This is a genomic window from Amycolatopsis sp. NPDC005232 (assembly GCF_040607795.1).
Taxonomy (GTDB): domain Bacteria; phylum Actinomycetota; class Actinomycetes; order Mycobacteriales; family Pseudonocardiaceae; genus Amycolatopsis.
On sequence record NZ_JBEXHL010000035.1, the window covers coordinates 23,193 to 37,425 of the forward strand.

Annotated in this window: 20 protein-coding genes; 15 read left to right on the forward strand and 5 right to left on the reverse strand. The window is 70.6% G+C overall.

What is annotated here, in order from left to right; genetic code table 11:
- Positions 1-84: 84 nt before the first annotated feature.
- Together ABZU76_RS41560 and ABZU76_RS41565 are read right to left on the reverse strand one after the other, a co-directional pair.
- A complete protein-coding gene (locus tag ABZU76_RS41560; RefSeq protein ID WP_354880784.1) occupies positions 85-708 on the reverse strand; it encodes an NAD(P)-binding domain-containing protein in 624 nt (207 codons plus the stop codon).
- A 41-nt stretch (positions 709-749) separates the two neighbouring features.
- Positions 750-1,484 carry an SDR family oxidoreductase gene (locus tag ABZU76_RS41565; RefSeq protein ID WP_354880787.1) on the reverse strand — a complete coding sequence of 245 codons (735 nt, stop codon included), beginning with the start codon at positions 1,482-1,484 and terminating at the stop codon, positions 750-752.
- Positions 1,485-1,610: 126 nt separating this feature from the next.
- Here ABZU76_RS41565 and ABZU76_RS41570 point away from each other — a divergent pair, with 126 nt between their 5' ends.
- Positions 1,611-2,189, forward strand: coding sequence for a helix-turn-helix domain-containing protein (locus ABZU76_RS41570; protein WP_354880965.1), 579 nt, complete (start codon positions 1,611-1,613; stop codon positions 2,187-2,189).
- A 24-nt stretch (positions 2,190-2,213) separates the two neighbouring features.
- Here the strand turns inward: ABZU76_RS41570 and ABZU76_RS41575 are convergent, their stop codons facing one another.
- A complete protein-coding gene (locus ABZU76_RS41575; protein WP_354880790.1) occupies positions 2,214-3,095 on the reverse strand; it encodes an FAD-dependent oxidoreductase in 882 nt (293 codons plus the stop codon).
- A 101-nt stretch (positions 3,096-3,196) separates the two neighbouring features.
- Between ABZU76_RS41575 and ABZU76_RS41580 the strand changes: the two genes are divergently transcribed.
- The gene (locus ABZU76_RS41580; protein ID WP_354880793.1) at positions 3,197-3,772 is read left to right on the forward strand and encodes a phosphatase PAP2 family protein; all 576 of its coding nucleotides are present in this window, start codon (positions 3,197-3,199) and stop codon (positions 3,770-3,772) included.
- Here the strand turns inward: ABZU76_RS41580 and zapE are convergent.
- Positions 3,735-4,757 (reverse strand): cell division protein ZapE, encoded by a 1,023-nt coding sequence (gene zapE / locus ABZU76_RS41585; protein ID WP_354880796.1) that lies wholly within the window; start codon positions 4,755-4,757, stop codon positions 3,735-3,737. The genes ABZU76_RS41580 and zapE overlap by 38 nt on opposite strands.
- Positions 4,758-4,860: 103 nt before the next feature.
- Here zapE and ABZU76_RS41590 point away from each other — a divergent pair, with 103 nt between their 5' ends.
- From ABZU76_RS41590 to ABZU76_RS41645, 12 genes are all read left to right on the forward strand, one after another.
- Positions 4,861-5,610: a pyrimidine reductase family protein gene (locus ABZU76_RS41590; RefSeq protein WP_354880799.1), complete on the forward strand. Its 750-nt coding sequence runs from the start codon at positions 4,861-4,863 to the stop codon at positions 5,608-5,610.
- Positions 5,610-6,152, forward strand: coding sequence for a sigma-70 family RNA polymerase sigma factor (locus ABZU76_RS41595; protein ID WP_354880802.1), 543 nt, complete (start codon positions 5,610-5,612; stop codon positions 6,150-6,152). Before ABZU76_RS41590 ends, ABZU76_RS41595 begins: the two co-directional genes overlap by 1 nt.
- Positions 6,152-6,592: a hypothetical protein gene (locus ABZU76_RS41600; protein ID WP_354880805.1), complete on the forward strand. Its 441-nt coding sequence runs from the start codon at positions 6,152-6,154 to the stop codon at positions 6,590-6,592. The genes ABZU76_RS41595 and ABZU76_RS41600 overlap by 1 nt, the downstream gene beginning before the upstream one ends.
- Before the next feature lie 131 nt (positions 6,593-6,723).
- A complete protein-coding gene (locus tag ABZU76_RS41605) occupies positions 6,724-7,569 on the forward strand; it encodes an SAM-dependent methyltransferase (protein WP_354880968.1) in 846 nt (281 codons plus the stop codon).
- 204 nt (positions 7,570-7,773) lie between these two features.
- Complete coding sequence (locus ABZU76_RS41610; protein ID WP_220238398.1) at positions 7,774-8,226, forward strand: Asp23/Gls24 family envelope stress response protein; 453 nt, start codon at positions 7,774-7,776, stop codon at positions 8,224-8,226.
- 41 nt (positions 8,227-8,267) lie between these two features.
- A complete protein-coding gene (locus tag ABZU76_RS41615; protein WP_220238397.1) occupies positions 8,268-8,444 on the forward strand; it encodes a hypothetical protein in 177 nt (58 codons plus the stop codon).
- Positions 8,441-8,830 carry an Asp23/Gls24 family envelope stress response protein gene (locus ABZU76_RS41620; protein WP_354880808.1) on the forward strand — a complete coding sequence of 130 codons (390 nt, stop codon included), beginning with the start codon at positions 8,441-8,443 and terminating at the stop codon, positions 8,828-8,830. The genes ABZU76_RS41615 and ABZU76_RS41620 overlap by 4 nt, the downstream gene beginning before the upstream one ends.
- Positions 8,830-9,366, forward strand: coding sequence for a DUF6286 domain-containing protein (locus ABZU76_RS41625; RefSeq protein ID WP_354880811.1), 537 nt, complete (start codon positions 8,830-8,832; stop codon positions 9,364-9,366). Before ABZU76_RS41620 ends, ABZU76_RS41625 begins: the two co-directional genes overlap by 1 nt.
- A complete protein-coding gene (locus ABZU76_RS41630; RefSeq protein WP_354880814.1) occupies positions 9,363-9,974 on the forward strand; it encodes an alkaline shock response membrane anchor protein AmaP in 612 nt (203 codons plus the stop codon). The genes ABZU76_RS41625 and ABZU76_RS41630 overlap by 4 nt, the downstream gene beginning before the upstream one ends.
- 26 nt (positions 9,975-10,000) lie before the next feature.
- Positions 10,001-11,080 (forward strand): ATP-dependent DNA ligase, encoded by a 1,080-nt coding sequence (locus ABZU76_RS41635; protein ID WP_354880817.1) that lies wholly within the window; start codon positions 10,001-10,003, stop codon positions 11,078-11,080.
- Between the two features lie 68 nt (positions 11,081-11,148).
- Positions 11,149-12,714: an alpha/beta hydrolase gene (locus tag ABZU76_RS41640; protein ID WP_354880820.1), complete on the forward strand. Its 1,566-nt coding sequence runs from the start codon at positions 11,149-11,151 to the stop codon at positions 12,712-12,714.
- A gap of 13 nt (positions 12,715-12,727) precedes the next feature.
- Positions 12,728-13,396, forward strand: coding sequence for a DNA alkylation repair protein (locus ABZU76_RS41645; protein WP_354880823.1), 669 nt, complete (start codon positions 12,728-12,730; stop codon positions 13,394-13,396).
- A gap of 44 nt (positions 13,397-13,440) precedes the next feature.
- On the opposite strand, the gene ABZU76_RS41650 is transcribed toward ABZU76_RS41645, so the two are convergent.
- On the reverse strand, positions 13,441-13,683 hold the full coding sequence (locus ABZU76_RS41650) for a DUF2630 family protein (protein ID WP_220238391.1): 243 nt from the start codon (positions 13,681-13,683) through the stop codon (positions 13,441-13,443).
- Positions 13,684-13,771: 88 nt separating this feature from the next.
- On the opposite strand from ABZU76_RS41650, the gene trxA reads away from it, so the two are divergent.
- A complete protein-coding gene (trxA, locus tag ABZU76_RS41655; protein WP_354880827.1) occupies positions 13,772-14,155 on the forward strand; it encodes a thioredoxin in 384 nt (127 codons plus the stop codon).
- The last annotated feature ends 78 nt before the right edge of the window (positions 14,156-14,233 follow it).

The following is a 14,233-nucleotide window of genomic DNA, read 5'->3' on the forward strand; positions in this document are numbered from 1 at the left end:
AACTCCCCGAGCCGCGTACGTGCTCCAGAGCCGCGCGAACAACAGCGGCTACCTGAAAACCCGCGTGCCGGATGTGGCGGTAGCTCAGCCGAGGTTGTTGATGCCGAGGGAGAAGTCGAAGTTCCCCACGCCGTAGCGGGCCAAGCCCATCGTCAACACGCCCGCTCCCTCTACCCAGTGGGCCATGCTCAGGTCGCCGGTGTCCCGCGGGCGCAGTCCGAGGCTCTCGATGAACGTTGACACGCTCGCCTTGGCCTGCGCATCGTCGCCGGCCATGAACACGTCCACGGCGCCGCCTTGGGCCAGGACGTGGCGGAAAAGGGTGTTGAACGCCTTCACGACATGGGCGCTCGCGGGCGCGGCCTCGGCCACGCTTTGGGCGATGGAGGTGTTGTGGGGGATGGCCAGCCCGGTGCCGGTGGCGTTGAAGGGGTTGGTGATGTCGACGATGATCTTGCCGGCCAGCCCGTCCCGGAACTCGTGGACGACAGGCACGGCGCTGTCGGACAGCACCGCGAGGATGACGATGTCGCCGGCCGGGGCGGCACCGAATGTCCCGGCCGTGGCGCCGCCGCCGAGCGTCTTGGCCAGGGCCGTGGATTTGGCCGCGTCGCGGCCGATCACCTCGACGGTGTTGCCGCCCGCCACCGCGAGTGTGCCGATGGTACGGGCCATGTTTCCCGTACCGATGAGGGTGATGCTGCTCATGAGGTGTGCTCTCTTCTGCGTGGGTCAGATGTCTGTGTGGGTCAGATGGCGGTGGCGCCGCCGTCGGTCACGAGTTCCAGGCCGTTGACGTAGCTGGAGTCGTCGGAGGCGAGGAACAGGGCGACGGTGGCGATTTCTTCGGGGCGGCCCATCTCTCCGCGGGGGATGAGGGACTCGAATGCGGCCTTGGTGGCCTCGTCGAACAGTTCTTCCTGTTTGGCGGTGGCGACCTGGCCGGGGGTCAGGACGTTGACCCGAATATTGCGGTCGCGCAGTTCGTTGAGCCAGACGCGGGCCCAGGCCTGCTGGACGGCTTTGCTTCCCGCGTAAAGGCTCCAGCCGGGGAAGGCGCCGAGTGAGGCGTTGGATCCGGTCATGAAGATCGACCCGTTGTCGTTGATCAGTGGCAGTGCCTTTTGGACGGTGAACAGGGTGCCGCGCGCGTTGAGCCAGAAGGCGCGGTGGAACTGTTCCTCGGTGATCTCACCGAGGACGGCGGGTTCGCCCGTCCCCGCGCTGGCCCACACCACGTCGATCGAGCCCTTTTCCCGCTTGACGGTGTCGTACAAGCGGTCCAGGTCGTCCAGGTCCGCTGCGTCGCCCTGCACGGCGGTGACGTTGCGGCCGATCAGCTTGACGGCGTCGTCCAATGCTTCCTGCCGCCGAGCCTGGATGAAGACGTGAGCTCCTTGCTCGACGAAGAGCTTGGCGCCGGCCAGTGCCATGCCGGTGGATCCGCCGGTGATCACCGCTACCTTGCCATCGAGCTTTCCCACAACAACTCCATTTCACTTGCCCTGCTGATGTTATGTACACCGATCTGCGTACTTAACGTAGCGAACCGACGCGCAGGGTGCAAGCTATGCACACCGATCGGTACCCGGGTGGGCTACGCTGGGCGTGTGACAGACTTGGAGAAGGGGCCGCGAGGCCTGCGCCGCGGCAGGGGCGCACGAGAGCGCATCCTCAGCGCGTCACAACAACTGTTCCGCGATCAGGGCATCAACTGCACCGGCATGGACCAGCTCAGCGCGGTGGCTGAGGTATCCAAACGCACGCTCTACCAGCACTTCGCCGGCAAGGACGAGCTGATCGCCGAATGCCTGCACCGATTTGATCCCGACATCCTGCCCGAAGTGTTCGACCGCACCGATCTCACGCCTCGCGAACGACTCCTTGCCGTGTTCGACGTGCACGCGCCCCTGTGCCCATTCATCCAGGCGGCCGTCGAAATCCCCGACCCGGGCCACCCGGCACGCGTGTACGCCGGCGACTACAAGAAAGCCTTTGCCGCTCGGCTCACCGAAACCGCCCGCGAGGCCGGCGCCACCAACCCCGAACAACTCGGCGAGCAACTGGCGCTGCTCCTGGACGGCGCCGCGGCCCGCACCCGAGTCCTCAACACCGACGTGTTCACCACAGCCGCCGCCATCGCTGCCGTCCTCATCGACAACGCCATCCCCGCAGCAGCCCGGGGATGAATGCAGAAGTCCAAGTTGCCCGCTCTAGGCGACCAGCGAAGCCACATCCTCCGCACAGCCCCACGCCAGCGTGATCCCCGCGCCTCCGTGGCCGTAGCAGTGGACGACGTCGCCGACACGCTCCAGCCGCACGCTCGGCCGCCCCGGCCGCAGCCCCACGCGCGTGCCGAGCACGGCGGCGTCGGCCAACCGCGGTTCCAGCTCCCGGGACCGGCGCACGATCGCGGCCGCCACGGCGGAGTCCGGCTCGAGGTCGCTGCGGCCGATCTCCTCGGTGCCACCGCACACGACGTGGCGGCCGTGCGGGATCACGTACGTCAGGTCGCCGTCGGCCTCTTCGACCGACCACGACGTAAGCCCCGGGTCGGCGAGGTGCACGACCTGGCCACGCACCGGGACGAGCGTGTCGTCGCCCGCGAGGGTGCCGCCGGCGAGGCCGGTGGCGTTCACGACCACGTCGGCGTCGAGGTCGGCCAGCGAGGTGACCGTGCGGTACTCGGTGCGCACGCCCAGCGCGGCAACCTGCTCGGCCAGCCACGTCAGGTACACCGGCGTGTCCACGAGCGCTGTGGTGAAGGCGAGCACCGAGCCCTCGCGCGACACGTCGGTCATCGCGGTGAGCCAGCGCGGGTCGGGCACGTCTTCCGGGACGCGGATCCAGCCCGGCAGGAAACGGATCCCGGGCGCGGCGAGCAGCGAGCGGTACACGCCGACAGTGGTCTCGGTCCAGCGCACCACGCGCTCGTCCGGCCGCACCACCGGCGGGTAGATCAGCCCGCCCGCCACGGCCGACGTCGTCTCCGCCGGTTTGCCCGCCGTCACGACCGTCACGCTGTGGCCCGCCTCGGCCAGCCGGTACGCGCAGCTCAGCCCGACGACTCCGCCGCCGGTCACGGTGATCCGCATGCCGCTCCCTCCGCTCGTGCTCCCGCCCGTGATCGTGGCCGAAGCCGGGCCACCGGCGCCACCCGCCATCCGCGTAGGCTCGCTCCGGGGAGGGGAGGACCGTGAGCCGCATTCTGGCGCTCGTCGCCGTGCTCTGCGCGCTGGTGACCGTCGCACTGGGACTCGTCTACGCGGGCGGGCACTCCCCCGGCGCACTCGACGCGGGCGCCGCGCAAGCGATCGCCGGCCTGAGCCACACCACGCTGAACGTGCTCGTGCTGCCGACCGAGCCGTACGTGCTGATCCCGGCCATCGTGGTCATCGCCGGCACCTGCCTCTACCTGCGTCGCCGCACGGACGCGCTGCTGGCCGTCGCGGGCCCGGCGCTCGCCCTCGCGCTCAACACCTGGGTCCTCAAGCCGCTGTTCGACCGCTGGAAGAACGACATCCTCGTCTACCCCAGCGGCCACACGGTGAGCCTGGTGACCGTGCTCGTGGTGCTGGTCCTGGTGGCAAAGCCGAAGGTGGTCACCGTCGTGCTCAGCGTGGTTCTCCTGTGCTGCGCGGCGATCGGCATGATCGGCCTCGGCTACCACTACCTCACCGACATCGTCGGCGGCACGTTCTTCGCCACCGCCGTGGTGACCGGGCTGCGCGCCGTCACACCGCGTCGCGTGCCAGCGCCGTCAGCCGGCTGACCGCCCGCAGGTACTTCTTGCGGTAGCCGCCGTTCACCATCTCCTCGGTGAACAGCTCCGGCAGCGGCACACCCGACACCACGACGGGGATCGCGCGGTCGTAGAGCCGGTCGGCGAACGCCACGAGCCGCAGCCCCACGTTCTGGTCCGGCGCCGGCGTCACGTGCTTGAGGTGCACGCGCCGCACTCCGTCGAGCAGCTTTCCGTAGCGCGACGGGTGCAGCTTCGCGAGGTGCGCCACGAGCGCATCGAACTCGTCCACAGTGGACCCCTCGTGTGCGGCGGCCGACGCGTCGAGCTCCTCGTCGCTCACCGGCGGGGGCGCGTCGGGCAGACCGCGGTGGCGGTAGTCCGGCCCGTCCACGCGAACCACTTCGAAGCGGCGGGAGAGCGCCTGGATCTCACGCAGGAAGTCCTCGGCGGCGAAGCGGCCCTCGCCGAGCTTGTCGGGCAACGTGTTGGACGTCGCGGCGATGTACACGCCCGCGTCGGTGAGCTCCTGGAGCAGCCGGCTCACGAGCGTGGTGTCGCCGGGGTCGTCGAGCTCGAACTCGTCGATCGCCAGCAGCCGGTGCTCCGACAGCCGCCGCACGGCCTCGGCGAACCCGAGCGCCCCGACGAGGTGCGTGAGCTCCACGAAGGTGCCGTACGCCTTGGGCGAAGGCGCGTCGTGCCACGCCGACGCGAGCAGGTGGGTCTTGCCCACGCCGAACCCGCCGTCGAGGTAGAGGCCCATCGGCCCGGCCGGGGCGGCCTCGCCGCCGCCGAAGAAGGAACGCAGCCGCGACTTCTTCGCCGGCCGGTCCGCGATGCGCCCGGCGAACGCCGAACACGACTTCACGGCGGCGGCCTGGCTCGGCTCGTCGGGGTTCGGGAGGTACGTGGAGAACCGCGCCTCGCCGAACCGCGGCGGCGGCACCAGCGAGGAGATCAGCTCGTCGGCCCCGAGCTCGGGAAACCGGTCCGTCAGGGCAGCTGCGGGCATGGCTGCAGAGCCTAGCCAGGCCCCGCGCGCGGGCGGTCCGGGTGTCCGCACCCGGGTATCCCCCGGTCGGGGCCGGGTCGGGGCCCGTGCTGGGATAGCGGGCGTGCGGAGCGTGTGGCCACCATCACCGGGCGGGACCGGGCCTTTGTCCGACGAGGATCTGGAGCGCGTCTACGGCTACCCCGAAGACCTGACCGACCCGTTCGTGCAGGTCAACTTCGTGGCGTCGGCCGACGGCGCGGTGGCCGTGGACGAGCTGTCGAAGGGCCTTTCGCACCCGGCCGACCGCCGTGTGTTCCTGCTCGCGCGCGACCTCGCCGACGTGATCCTCGTCGGCGGCGGCACCGCGCGCGCCGAGAACTACCGCGGCGCCCGGACCAACGCGGTGCGCTCGGCCCGGCGCGCGCGGCTGGGTCTGGCGCCGGTGCCGCCCATCGCCGTCGTCACGCGGACGGGTTCGCTCGACCCGGCGGGCCCGCTGTTCACCGACACGCGCGTGCCGCCGTTGGTCGTCACCACTTCGCGCGCCGACACCGCGGCGGTGCGGGAGGCCGGAGCCGACGTGCTCGTGGCCGGTGACGAAGACGTGGATCTGCCGAGAGCGCTGGCGATGCTGGCCGAACGCGGCCTGCGGCGCGTGGACTGCGAAGGCGGGCCTGGGTTGTTCGCGGCGATGATCGCGGCCGACCTCGTCGACCAGCTTTGCCTCACCGTCGCCCCGCTGCTCGTCGGCGGCGACGCGAGCCGCATCGCGGCGGGACCGGTCGCGCGGCCGCCGCGCCGGATGGAGCTCGCGTCGATCCTCGTGGACGACGGCTTCACGCTGCTGCGCTACCGGCGGGGTCGCCGCTGATGGCCGACAGCGAGGCGCTCGTCGCGGCCGCGGCGGCGGGTGACCACGCCGCGTTCGACACGCTGGTGCGCCGGCACACGCCGATGATGTACCGCGTCGCGCTGCGCATCACCGGCAGCCCGGCCGAGGCCGAGGACGTGGTGCAGGAGGCGTGGCTGGCCGCGTGGCGGTCGCTCGCGACGTTCCGCCACGAGTCGGCGGTGTCCACGTGGCTCTACCGCGTGGTCACCAACGGCGCCCTCGACCTGCTGCGCCGCCACCGCCCCACCGTGTCGATCGAAAGCGTGTCGATCGCCGAGGCACCGGACCTCGTCGCCGACGGCACGCCCGAACGCCAGGTCGTGCACGCCGAGCAGGTGGACGCCGTGCTGCGGGCGATCGCCCGGCTCGACGTGGCGCAGCGCGTACCGCTCGTGCTGCGCGAACTCGAGGGGCTCAGCTATGAAGAAGTGGCCGAAGTACTCGAAGTCGGCGTCCCGGCCTTGCGCTCGCGCCTGCACCGGGCCAGGGTGGCGCTGCTCGGCCAGCTGAGGGAGCGGTGATGACGGACGAGGGCGCCGGCGGCCCGGAGGACACCGAACGGGATCCTCGCTGGGACCTCGTGCGTGCCGCCGCCCGCCGTCACGTCGCGACGCCGCCCGGCTTGGTCGGCCGCGTGCTCCGCTCGCTGACCGTCGTCCGCCAGGGCCCGCCGCTCCAGCTGCCGTGCGACGACGGCGTGCTGACCGTTTCGGAAGCCGCGCTGGTCCGCCTGGCCCGCACCGTGGCCACCGATCAAGCCGAAGACGTCGACGGCGTCACGGTTTCCGCCGTCGCCCTGGCCGACGGCGAGCTGCAGATCCTGGCCACGATCCGGTTCGGCGTGGTCGCCGACGAAGCCGCGCGCGTGCTGCAGCACTGCCTGACCGCGGAGCTCACCCGGCTGCTGCGGGCGCGGCCGCCGCGGGTCAACGTCCACGTCGTCGACGTGCGTCCCGGCTGAGGAACCAGCGCTCACCGGCCAAGCGGAGCAACCCCGCGCGGTCGACTTTCGGCCCTCCACCTGGCGGAGCTACCCTCGGTGCCGCGTCAGTCACTGTGTCCAGTCTGTCTCGCCATCAGGAGGATCGCGTGGTGCTCGAAGCGGAAAACACCCCCGTGGGAGTGGACCCGACCCGAGCGTTCGTGGCGCGTGTGTACGACTACCTGCTGGGTGGCAAGGACAACTTCGACGTCGACCGTCACGAGGCCGAGCGGATCATCGCCGCGATGCCCGAGGTGCCCGACGTCGCCTGGGAGAACCGCAACTTCCTGACCCGCGTGTGCCGCTTCCTCGCGAACAACACCGAGGTGCGCCAGTTCCTCGACTGCGGCTCGGGCCTGCCGACCGCCGAGAACGTGCACCAGGTGGTGCAGCGGATCCACCCCGAGGCGACGGTCGTCTACGTCGACTACGACCCGGTCGTGGCCGCCCACGGGCGCGCACTGCTGGAGGAGAACAACAACACGAAGTTCGTGCAGGCCGACATCTTCGAGCCCGAAAGCATCCTCGACAACCCCGAGGTGCTCGGCGCGCTCGACTGGTCGCAGCCGATCGCGCTGCTGTTCGTGGCCGCGCTGCACCACTACAAGGGCGAGCGGGGCCGCCCGGCCGAGGTGACCAAGCAGTTCATCGACCGTCTGCCGCCGGGCTCGTTCGTGGTGATCAGCCACGTGCTCGACCCGGACGACGGCTCCGAGTACGACTCGACGCTCCAGGCGACCCTCGAGGTCATCCGCCGGGGCTCCATGCGGGACATCACCGCGCGCACCAAGACCGAGATCCGCGAGCTGTTCCACGAGCTGGAGATCATCCCGTCCAGCGCCGCCGGCGACGCCGACATCGTGCCCGTGGCCGAGTGGTGGCCCGACGGCCCGCGGTACACGAAGCCGACGATCGCGCAGCAGATCATCGCGGGTGGCGTGGCACGCAAGCTCTGAATCTCCGAATCGCTGTTCCGAGGCCACATCCCCTGGCGGCCACGGTCTTTTCCTCGCCCCGAACCGACCAGTCACCGGGCCGAACTCACCCGTTCGAGTGACCCGCCGTGAGCTTTTCCCCGGTTCGGACATCGTAGGAGTGGGCACGCTTCCGGCGCCGACACCAGCGGCGCCGTCCCCCACCGACAGCGAGGAGCGAACTCCATGGTGCAGCCGAGCCCCCGCCGGACCGATGTTCCGGGAACCGCGATCACCACACCGCTCAACGAGGAGGGGTCCGCGGGCCGGACCACGATCTCGTCGCTGGTGGTGCAGAAGGTCGCCGGGCTGGCGGCACGCGAGATCGCCGGCGTCCACGCGCTGGGCGGCGGGGTGTCGCGCGCGTTCGGCGCGCTGAAGGAGCGGATCCCCGGCTCCGGCACGACGTCCACCGCGGGCGTCGCCGTCGAGGTGGGCGAGAAGCAGACGGCGATCGACCTCGACCTGGTCGTGGAGTACGGCGCGCGGATCGTCGAGGTGTCACGAGCCGTGCGGCGCAACGTGATCGAGGCCGTGGAGCAGATCACCGCGCTCGAGGTGATCGAGGTGAACATCGCGGTCAACGACGTCCACCTGCCCGACGAGGACGACGAACCCGAGTCCTCCCGCGTGGAATAGCGCCGCGCGACTCTCCGACCACCAAGCACCAGGAGGAAACGTTGAACGCAACGCAGACCGGGATCCTCGCCGGGCTGATTCTCGGCCTCGCCGCAACCCAGGGGTTCACCGCCTTCCTGGTCACGTTCGCCGTGGGGGTCGTGGGGCTGGTCATCGGCCGAGTCGTCGACGGCGAGCTCGACCTCGGCGACCTCTTCGGCCGGGGCCGCGACAAGTGACCGGGCAGCCGCTCCCGGTCGACCTGCCGCGCGGCGACCTGGCCGAACCCGAGGAGCGCGGCAGCCTCAGCATCGCCCACGCCGTGGTGCGCAAGGTCGCGCAGCACGCCGCGGACCTCGTGCCCGGCACGGTGCAGACCGAACGCCGCGTCGCCGGCCTCACCCGGGGCCGATCCGGCGCGAGCGCGAAGATCGGCGGCGAGGACAACGACGTGGACCTGGCGCTGGAGCTCGCGTTGCGGTACCCGGCGCCGGTCCAGACCGTGACGGGTGACGTGCGCGCGAAGGTGACCGAGGAGGTCGAGCGGATCACGGCGTACCACGTGCGCTCGATCAACGTGACGGTTTCCGCGCTGCTGCCCGACGTCCGGCCGCGGGTGCGCTGATGCGGTTCCTCGTGCGGTTCCTGTCCACTGTGCTCGGTCTGGCTGTCGCGGTCGGCGGGGCCCTGCTGGCGATCGAGGTCGGGTGGCGCTGGTGGCAGCCGGGCCGCGCGCCGCTGATCGTGCCGTGGGAACGCTGGCGCGAAGACCTCGCCGCGCTGTCGTGGACCGCCACGTCCGTGCGGATCACGGCGGTGGTCGTGCTCGTGGCCGGGCTGCTGTTCGTGCTGTTCGCCCTCACCGCGGGCAGCCGGGCCGTGCGGATGGCCGACCCGGCCGAAGGGATCTGCGTGAGCACGTCGCCGCGAGCACTCGCGCGCCTGGTCGGGCTCGCCGTGCGCGCGCAGGCCAACGTCACCGGCGCGAGCGTGACGGCGAGCGCCCGCAAGGTGCGCGTGCGCGCGACCAGCCGGCTGGAGAACGAGGAACAGCTGCGGCCGCGGCTGCTGGAGACCGTCGCGACGGTGCTGGACGACGTCCCGCTCGAGCGCCGGCCGAAGGTGTCCGTGGTCGTCGACTCACCGAAGGACCGCCGATGACCCGCTCCACCGCAAGCCGTACATCGGCCCGTGCGCTGGCCCGTTCACACAGCGCCGAGCGCACGCTGACGTTCCTGCTTGGCCTGCTCGCGGTCCTCGCGGGCGCGGCCGCGCTCGTGGTCGGACAGGGCTGGCTCGGCGAGTTCCGCGCGCAGCGGCCGCTGCTCGACCCGATGGCCGTGAGCTGGCTGGCCGGGCACCAGCTGTCCGCGCGGATCGGCGCCGTCGTGCTCGGCGTGCTGCTGTTCGGGCTGGGGCTGTGGTGGTTCTTCCGCTCGCTGCGCCCCGAACGCCGTCCCGACCTGGCGCTCGACGAGACGCCGGGCGCCGAGCTCACCGTGACTGCCGGCGCGCTCGCCGGCGCGGTGCAGACCGACGCCGAGGCCATCGCCGGCGTCACCCGGGCGAGGGCGCGCGCGGTCGGCACGTCCGCCGAGCCGGCGTTGCGCGTGACGCTGTGGCTGAGCGAAGGCACCGACGTCCGGCGCATCTGGACCGACCTCGACACGTACGTGCTCACCCGCGCCCGCGAGGCGCTCGGGCTCGACTCGCTGCCCACGGCCGTGCGGCTCGAACTCGACACGACGGGCCCGGCACGCGTGCGCTGACCGCGCGTTTCGCACAGAATGCCCGCATGGCCCTCCCCGTGCAGGCTCCGATCAAGCCCATGCTCGCCAAGCCGGCGAAGGCGATCCCCGACACCGGCGGACTGCTGTTCGAGCCCAAGTGGGACGGGTTCCGCTGCCTGGTCTTCCGCGACGGCGACGAGCTCACGCTGCAGTCGCGCGCCGAAAAGCCGCTCAACCGCTACTTCCCGGAGGTCGTGGAACGGCTGCTGGCGACGCTGCCCGAGCAGGTCGTGCTCGACGGCGAGCTGGTCGTGGGCCGCGGCGGCAAGCTCGACTTCGACGCGCTGACCGAGCGCATCCACCCGGCCGACTCCCGCGTGCAGCTGCTGGCGAAGGAGACGCCCGCGGAGTTCGTGGCGTTCGACGTGCTCGCGCTGGGCTCGGAGTCCTTCATGGACGAACCGACGTCGGCGCGGCGCGCGCGACTGGAGGGCATCGCGGGTGAAGGCGTGCACCTCACGCCGGCCACGACCGACCCGGACACCGCGCGGCACTGGTTCGAGCTGTTCGAGGGCGCGGGCCTCGACGGCGTGATCGGCAAGCCGCTCGACGAGCCGTACTCGCCAGGCAAGCGGGTGCTGTTCAAGTACAAGCACTCGCGCACGGCCGACTGCGTGCTGGCCGGGCTGCGCTGGCACGTCGACGGCGAGCCGGGTGAGGCCGTCGGGTCGTTCCTGCTCGGGCTGTACGACGCCGATGGGCTGCTGCACCACGTCGGCGTGGTCGGCTCGTTCCCGGTCAAGCGGCGCCGTGAGCTGGCCGAGGAGCTGGCCCCGCTGATCACCGACGGCGAGGGCCACCCGTGGGTGGGCGACGCCGTGCGCGAGGGCCAGCGGATCCCGGGCGGCATCACGCGCTGGCGCTCGACCGAGCACGCGTGGGTACCGCTGAAGCTGGAGCGCGTGGTCGAGGTGAGTTACGAGCACACCGAGGGCGGCGAGCCCGCGCGGTTCCGGCACACCGCGCAGTTCAAGCGGTGGCGCCCGGACCGGGAACCGGCGTCGTGCGGCTACGCGCAGCTGGACGAACCGGCGCGCTACGACCTGTCGGCGGTGTTCCGCGGCGAAGTCGTGCGGACCCGCTAACTTCCGCGTCACACCCGGCGTGCCAAGCTCGTCGGACAGCTCCACCGACACCACGTGAGGACCAGCCCGTGCGCCGCCGTTCCACCAGCCGCCCCCGTCTGCGTGCACTGGTGGCGGTGCTGGTGGCGGTGTTGACCGTCGCGGGCTGCACCACGGGACCGTCGGTGCGCCCGGCGGTGGTGGACAACGACGGTCAGGCCACGCAGCCGCCGGCCCCCAGCGCCGCGCCCGTGCCGCTCCCGCCCCTCGCGCAACCGCAGTCGCCCAGCCTGCGCTGGACCGACTGCGACGACGACACCCGCCAGCGCATGGGCTCCCCCGCCGCGCCGGACTCGCTGCACTTCACGTGCGCGCGCCTGACCAGCCCGCTCGACGCGCCCGACGACACGCAGCACCAGCTCGCGCGCATCCTCGTGCTCAAGGCCGGCGACGGCCCGATCCCGCTCGTGGTCGTGAACGACATCGGTGGCGAACCCGGCTCCGTCTTCGCCGCACGCCTGGCCTCGCAGCTGCCACCCGCGTTCCTGCAGAAGTTCTCGCTGATCGGCGTGGACCGCCGCGGCACCGGCCTTTCGGGCGGCGTGCAATGCGTGCCCCCGGAAGCACGCGAAGCGCTGCTCGGCGCCGACCCGGCCCAGGGCGACCTCTCGGACGTCCTCGACGCCTCCCGCCGCGCCGGCCAGCAGTGCGCCATCGACCTCGACACGGCCCAGACAGCGCTGGACAGCTGGCGCACCGCCGGCGACCTCGAGGAGCTGCGGACCCAGCTCGGCGTGCCGCACCTCAACGCCCTCGGACGAGGTGATGGTTCGAAGGTGCTGTCGGAGTACGCCGTGCGCTATCCCGCGCAGGTGGGGCGGATGGTCCTGGACGGCTTGCCTGACCCGGGTGAGGACCGTGCCGCGGTGCTGGACGCTGTCGCTGCGGGTGCGCAGGCGACGTTGGATGCGTTCGGGGCTGATTGCGCAGCTCGTGGGTGTGCGATGGGGGATCCGAAGGCGGCGTTGAAGGCCGTGACCGACCGCTTGCGCGCGGCGCCGGAGACGACTCCGGACGGGGTCACGGTGACTCCCGGTATCGCAACTTACGCGGTGTATCTCGGGTTGGCTGACCGGACGCGGTGGCCTGCGCTTGCCGATGCGCTGGCTGCGGCCAAGTCCGGCGATGCGACGGCACTGGAGTCGTTCGCGGACCCGGTGATCGTCGATGCGCAGGGGCGTACGTCGCGGATCGGCGGGGTGATGGCGACTCGCTGCAACGACGTGGCCACCCGGCTGCCTGCTGATCAGATCAACAAGGTCGACGAGGGGATGCGGGCGAAGTATCCGCAGTTCGGGTCGGCTGTCGCGCAGGAGCTCGCGTGGTGTGGGGCGTGGCCTGTCCGGCGGGAGCCGTTGCCGGCCGCTGGGGCGCCTGGGGCGCCGCCGATTTTGGTCGCTGCGACGGCTGCTGATCCGGTGACGCCGGAGATCGGGACCACGCGTGGTGCGGATCAGATGCCGAGTGCGGTGACCATTTCGTGGCAGGGCGCTGGGCATGGGGCGGTCGGGCAGTCGCCGTGTGTTACTTCGGCTGTTCAGGCGTTTTTGATCGATGGGAAGGTTCCGACTGACGGGACTCTGTGCCCGGCTTGACGGGGGGTTCACCGTGACCGACAGCACTGTGGCCGAGGTGCTGGCCGAATTGGCCGCCCTCGAGGACCCGAAGTCTCGTGCGGTGAACGAGAAACATGGTGATGACCATGGGGTGAATCTCGGTAAGTTGCGTGCGCTGGCCAAGAGGTTGAAGACGCGGCATGAGCTTGCTGTTGAGCTTTGGGCTACTGGGGATAGCGCTGCGAGGCTGGTGGCGGTGCTGATTTGCCGGCCGAAGTTGTTTGAGCTTGTTGAGTTGGACGCGATGCTGCGCGGGGCTCGGACGCCGAAGGTGCACGACTGGCTGGTGGGGTATGTCGTGAAGAGGAGTCCTCATGTCGAGGAACTGCGGGTTGCTTGGTTCGGTGATTCGGATTCGGTGGTGGCCAGTGCTGGGTGGGCGTTGACTACTGATCTTGTGGCGAAGGCTCCTGATGGGCTGGATCTTGGTGGGTTGCTGGATGTTATCGAGGGTGAGATGAAGGATGCGCCCGAGCGGTTGCAGTGGGCGATGAATCATTGTCTTGCGGAGATTGGGATTGAGCATCCTGGTTATCGGGGTCGTGCGGTGGGGATTGGGGAGAGGCTGGGGGTTTTGAAGGATTATCCGACGCCGGCGAATTGTACGTCGCCGTATTCGCCGATTTGGATTGCGGAGATGGTTTCTCGGAAAGCCAAGTAGGGACGGCTCGGTGCGCTCCGCGCGCCGAGCCGGCACCCAAAACCCTACTGCCGATACCCCTCAACCTCACCCACAGACCGCACCGACGCCTCATCCGGGTTCTCGTGGAACTCCGTCCGAGCGCGCCGCTGCCTCAGCAGGTCCCAGCACTGGTCGAGCTCCTGCTCCACCTTCGTCAGCTTCGTCTGGTCGTCACCGGACAGCCCGGTACCGACCGAACGCGACCGCAGCTGGTGCTCTTCCGCGATGAGCTCGTCGATGCGGCCCAGGATCTCGCCGTTCGCCATGGGTGGTCCTCCTCACCTCGTACTAACCGGCCCATGACGCTACCCGCCGCCGGGGAATTCCCGCCCGGCGCCGTCCGTTGACCCCATCATGAGCACCGTTGAGCTGACCACCGCCAACTTCGACCAGACCGTGACCGACAACGACTTCGTCCTGATCGACTTCTGGGCGAGCTGGTGCGGGCCGTGTCGCCAGTTCGCGCCGGTGTATGACAAGTCGTCGGAGAAGCACTCCGACATCGTCTTCGCCAAGGTCGACACGGAGGCCGAGCAGCAGCTGGCCGCCGCGTTCGACATCCGCTCGATCCCGACGCTGGCCGTGATCCGCGACAAGACGCTGATCTACGCGCAGCCGGGCGCGCTGCCGGAGCCGGCGCTGGAGGACCTCATCCGCCAGGCCCGTGAGGTCGACATGGACGAGGTCAAGAAGGCCGCCGCCGAGCAGGCGACCCAAGCCGCCCAGGAGCAGGCCTGACGCACCACCCCCGAGCAAGGGGTCACGAACGACGAAGGCCCCCTCAACCACGGATGACGTGGTGGAGGGGGCCTTCGC

Bases quoted from the DNA above. Each gene is read 5' to 3' on its own strand.
- ABZU76_RS41560 (WP_354880784.1), bottom strand. From the start codon at position 708: ATGAGCAGCATCACCCTCATCGGTACGGGAAACATGGCCCGTACCATC.
- ABZU76_RS41575 (WP_354880790.1), bottom strand. From the start codon at position 3,095: ATGCGGATCACCGTGACCGGCGGCGGAGTCGTCGGGCTGAGCTGCGCG.
- zapE (WP_354880796.1), bottom strand. From the start codon at position 4,757: ATGCCCGCAGCTGCCCTGACGGACCGGTTTCCCGAGCTCGGGGCCGAC.
- ABZU76_RS41595 (WP_354880802.1), top strand. From the start codon at position 5,610: ATGGCCGACAGCGAGGCGCTCGTCGCGGCCGCGGCGGCGGGTGACCAC.
- ABZU76_RS41600 (WP_354880805.1), top strand. From the start codon at position 6,152: ATGACGGACGAGGGCGCCGGCGGCCCGGAGGACACCGAACGGGATCCT.
- ABZU76_RS41610 (WP_220238398.1), top strand. From the start codon at position 7,774: ATGGTGCAGCCGAGCCCCCGCCGGACCGATGTTCCGGGAACCGCGATC.
- ABZU76_RS41625 (WP_354880811.1), top strand. From the start codon at position 8,830: ATGCGGTTCCTCGTGCGGTTCCTGTCCACTGTGCTCGGTCTGGCTGTC.
- ABZU76_RS41630 (WP_354880814.1), top strand. From the start codon at position 9,363: ATGACCCGCTCCACCGCAAGCCGTACATCGGCCCGTGCGCTGGCCCGT.
- ABZU76_RS41635 (WP_354880817.1), top strand. From the start codon at position 10,001: ATGGCCCTCCCCGTGCAGGCTCCGATCAAGCCCATGCTCGCCAAGCCG.
- ABZU76_RS41650 (WP_220238391.1), bottom strand. From the start codon at position 13,683: ATGGCGAACGGCGAGATCCTGGGCCGCATCGACGAGCTCATCGCGGAA.
- trxA (WP_354880827.1), top strand. From the start codon at position 13,772: ATGAGCACCGTTGAGCTGACCACCGCCAACTTCGACCAGACCGTGACC.